Here is a 3,762-nt window from a genome sequence, read left to right on the forward strand (position 1 = left end):
AAATGATATAGATCAGGCCTACATCTGCGGCAATTATGCCGCAGAGTTTGTAACAACCTGAATTATAGGTTGTTTTCTAAGAACTCAACAAGTTGAGTCTTAGATAAAGCACCAACTTTAGTTGCCGCTACAGCACCATCTTTAAATAGTAATAGTGTTGGAATGCCACGGATACCGTACTTAGGTGGAGTACCAGCGTTTTGATCGATATTTAGTTTACCGATCGCTACGCGGTCACCGTGTGATTCTGCAACTTCATCAAGGATAGGCGCAATCATTTTACAAGGGCCACACCATTCGGCCCAGAAATCTACTAGTACAGGCTTGTCAGATTTGATTACGTCAGCTTCAAAGCTGTCATCAGTTAGTTGGATAATTTTGTCGCTCATTACGCTCTCCGTTAGAATTAGGCGAAATATTTAATGCGTATTTAAACACTCTTGTTTCTTATTGCAAGTTTAAACGTTATGCTTTATTGCTATGACTAAGACACATTTGACCAATAAAAAATTCAACGACTTTGCTTTAGCACCGGAAGTGGTCGCCGGTTTACAGGAAAATGGCTTCGAATTTTGTACGCCAATCCAAGCAAAGTGTATACCTTACATCTGTGAAGGCCGCGATATCGCGGGCCAGGCACAAACTGGTACGGGCAAAACTCTTGCGTTTTTGACCGCGACCTGTCATCGCCTATTGCAGACCAAAAAGGATAAAAAAACGCAACCTCGTGCAATTATTATGGCGCCGACTCGAGAGTTGGCTATCCAAATACATAAGGACGCGCAAGTCATTGCGCCACGTTGTGATCTTAAGCTTGCCCTAGTATATGGTGGCGAAGATTACGAAAAACAACGGGCTCAACTGGAAAAAGGCGCGGATATACTAATCGGAACGACTGGACGTTTAATCGATTTTTATAAGCAGGGTGCTTATAACCTCAATGATATCGAAGTGGTTGTGCTAGATGAAGCAGACCGAATGTTTGATTTAGGTTTTATCAAAGACATTCGCTATTTGTTCAATCGTATGCCAGGTCGTGAAGAGCGATTAAACCTATTATTTTCTGCAACATTATCATACAGAGTGCAAGAGTTAGCATTCGAACACATGACCAATCCTATTCATGTACAAATTGAGCCAGATGTTAAAACGGGCAAACGTATTCAAGAAGAGCTATTTCATCCGTCAACAGAGGACAAAATACCTTTACTGTTGACTTTGATTGAGGAAGAGTGGCCAGAGAAGGCAATTATTTTTGCTAATACTAAGCACAGTTGTGAAAACGTATATGAATGGCTGAAAGCGGATGGCCACCGTGCAGGCTTGCTTACTGGAGATGTGAACCAAAAGAAACGTCAATCAATTCTAGCGCAGTTTACGCGTGGCGATGTTGATTTACTGGTTGCGACGGATGTTGCAGCGCGAGGTTTACATATTCCTGAAGTAAGTCACGTGTTCAACTTTGATTTGCCGGATGACAGAGAAGACTACGTTCATCGTATTGGCCGGACAGGCCGAGCTGGTGCATCTGGGCATGCGATTAGTTTCGCATGTGAACAATATGCCTATAATCTGCATGAGATAGAGGAATACATAGAACATGCAATTCCTGTTTCTCATTATGATAAAACAGCACTATTGACCGATTTGCGTGCGCCGCAAGTAAATAAACGTCGTCATTCAGGTCATGGCAATAGTGGTAACAAACAACGTGGTGGTGGTCGCCGAACAGGTGGCTATAGGAAACCACAATCCAAGTAAACTTGGATAGTAAAGTAGTAAGCGCTTAAAGCGATTTGTTGAGGTTTTAAAAGTGGCAAAGACTGCTTCGAAGGAAGATATTTACGCTGTAATAGACTTAGGTTCTAACAGCTTTCATATGTTGATCGCGAAACATATGGCAGGCGGTATTCACACAATCGGCCGTGTGAAAAGGAAGGTGCGGTTGGCATCTGGGCTTAATGACCAAAATGAATTGTCGCTTGAAGCGATGCAAAGAGGGTGGGAATGCCTGGCTTTGTTCGCAGAGCGCTTACAAGATATCCCCAAGCAAAACGTCAGTATTGTCGCGACAGCGACATTGCGTTTGGCTACTAATGCTCACACATTTATCGAAAAAGCGGAGCAGATCCTTAATCATCAGGTAAATGTGATAAGTGGGGAAGTGGAAGCAAAAACCATTTATAAAGGTGTCGCTCACACATCTGCCTGTCAAGGTAAGCAACTCGTTATTGATATCGGTGGCGCGAGTACCGAAGTCGTGATCGGAAAAGGCTTTGATGCCTTACTGTATAAAAGCTTAAATATGGGCTGTGTGACATACCTAGATAGGTATTTCAGCGATGGCCTATTAAGTCTCGAAAATTTTGACACTGCAGAGCAGGCTGCAAAGCAGGTAATACAGCCTATTCAAGCCAAATATAAAAAGCTTGGCTGGGAGTTAGCTATTGGCGCGTCTGGTACTGTTCAAGCCATTCAGGAAATTTTCGCTGCGATGGGCGAGAATGAACAACTGACGCTAAACAAGTTGGAAGAAGTAAAGCTTAAGGCAATTGAATGTGAAACGGTGGCTGCGCTAACTTTACCTGGGTTAATTGAAGAGCGCCGTTTAGTCTTTGTATCGGGCCTGGCAATTTTGATTGCACTATTCAAATCATTGGGTATTCAATCTATGGGTCTTGCCGGTGGCGCACTTCGTGAGGGTGTACTTTATAGTATGATCCCTGACTTTCAGGCTGTTGATATCTGTCAGCGCACATTGGATGGTTTCACTCAGCGTTATCATGTTGATGTCGAGCAGGCGCTGCGAGTATACGAAGTGGTGTCTGATATTATCGCCCAAGTGTCATCGAGCTGGGGTCTGGATGAACAAACGAGTTTTCACTTGGCAAAGGCAATCGCATCTCTTCATGAAATAGGCTTACTGATTGACTATAAACAGTACCACAGACACAGCGGCTATATATTGGCGAATACTTCGATGCCTGGATATAGCAAAGCGCAAAAAGATATTATCGTTGCTATCGTTAAAAATCACAGAGCCGACCTTGTTGCCAAAGACTTTGATCGATTAGGTTGTCACTTTGAATTCGCTAAGCTGTTATGCGTTGTAGTTCGACTTGGTGTTTTGCTATCTATGCGTAGAAAAGACGATGTTCTACCTAAAGTAACAGTTCAAGCTAACAATGAAGAGAAAAAGTCCCTGACTATGCAAATGCCCGATCCTTGGCTATCTCTTCACCCATTGATGTTAGCGGAGCTCGTTCAAGAAGCGGCTTACCTATCAAAATTCGGTTGGGAATTAAAAATAGAGCGCATTTAGCGCTCTTTTTGTTTGTAAAACATGCAAAAATAACTGTCTTAGAGTGATTTCTATCCAAACGATCTGTTTTTCGCAATTTTTTTAAAAAAAGGGTTGCACTAAAATCGGATCGCCCTATAATGCGACCCCACTGACACGGGGCGCTACGCTGAAAAGCAAAGCAGCAACGAGTTAGCGTCAAGTAAAACTTAAGTTCGAAACTTCTGGTAAAGAAATTCAAAATTAAGTGTTGACAAAAAATTGGGAATGCTTAGAATGCACATCCCTCGAAACAACGAAATGTTTCGAAACGTTCTTTAAAAATATGAAGCAATCATCTGTGTGGGCACTCGTACAGATTGAGTTCTAACAGCAGATTCTAGTTCGCTAGATGACGCAAACAAATTTAGAGTCTCAATTGAACTGAGTGACCAACAGAATAAACATAGTTTATTCAGCAC

At 42.4% G+C, this 3,762-nt stretch carries 3 protein-coding genes; 2 read left to right on the top strand and 1 reads right to left on the bottom strand.

All coding sequences use genetic code 11. The annotated features are described in order from the left end of the window. Positions 1 to 62: 62 nt before the first annotated feature. On the bottom strand, positions 63 to 389 hold the full coding sequence (gene trxA / locus L1D50_RS22030; RefSeq protein ID WP_010378172.1) for a thioredoxin TrxA: 327 nt from the start codon (positions 387 to 389) through the stop codon (positions 63 to 65). 91 nt (positions 390 to 480) lie between these two features. Here trxA and rhlB point away from each other — a divergent pair, with 91 nt between their 5' ends. Together rhlB and gppA are read left to right on the top strand one after the other, a co-directional pair. Beyond that, the gene (rhlB, locus tag L1D50_RS22035) at positions 481 to 1,761 is read left to right on the top strand and encodes an ATP-dependent RNA helicase RhlB (protein ID WP_239966846.1); all 1,281 of its coding nucleotides are present in this window, start codon (positions 481 to 483) and stop codon (positions 1,759 to 1,761) included. Positions 1,762 to 1,813: 52 nt separating this feature from the next. After that, complete coding sequence (gene gppA, locus L1D50_RS22040; RefSeq protein ID WP_239966847.1) at positions 1,814 to 3,322, top strand: guanosine-5'-triphosphate,3'-diphosphate diphosphatase; 1,509 nt, start codon at positions 1,814 to 1,816, stop codon at positions 3,320 to 3,322. The last annotated feature ends 440 nt before the right edge of the window (positions 3,323 to 3,762 follow it).

Source organism: Pseudoalteromonas sp. Isolate6 (genome assembly GCF_022398435.1).
Taxonomy (GTDB): Bacteria; Pseudomonadota; Gammaproteobacteria; order Enterobacterales; family Alteromonadaceae; genus Pseudoalteromonas; species Pseudoalteromonas galatheae.

Bases quoted from the DNA above. Each gene is read 5' to 3' on its own strand.
- trxA (WP_010378172.1), bottom strand. From the start codon at position 389: ATGAGCGACAAAATTATCCAACTAACTGATGACAGCTTTGAAGCTGAC.
- rhlB (WP_239966846.1), top strand. From the start codon at position 481: ATGACTAAGACACATTTGACCAATAAAAAATTCAACGACTTTGCTTTA.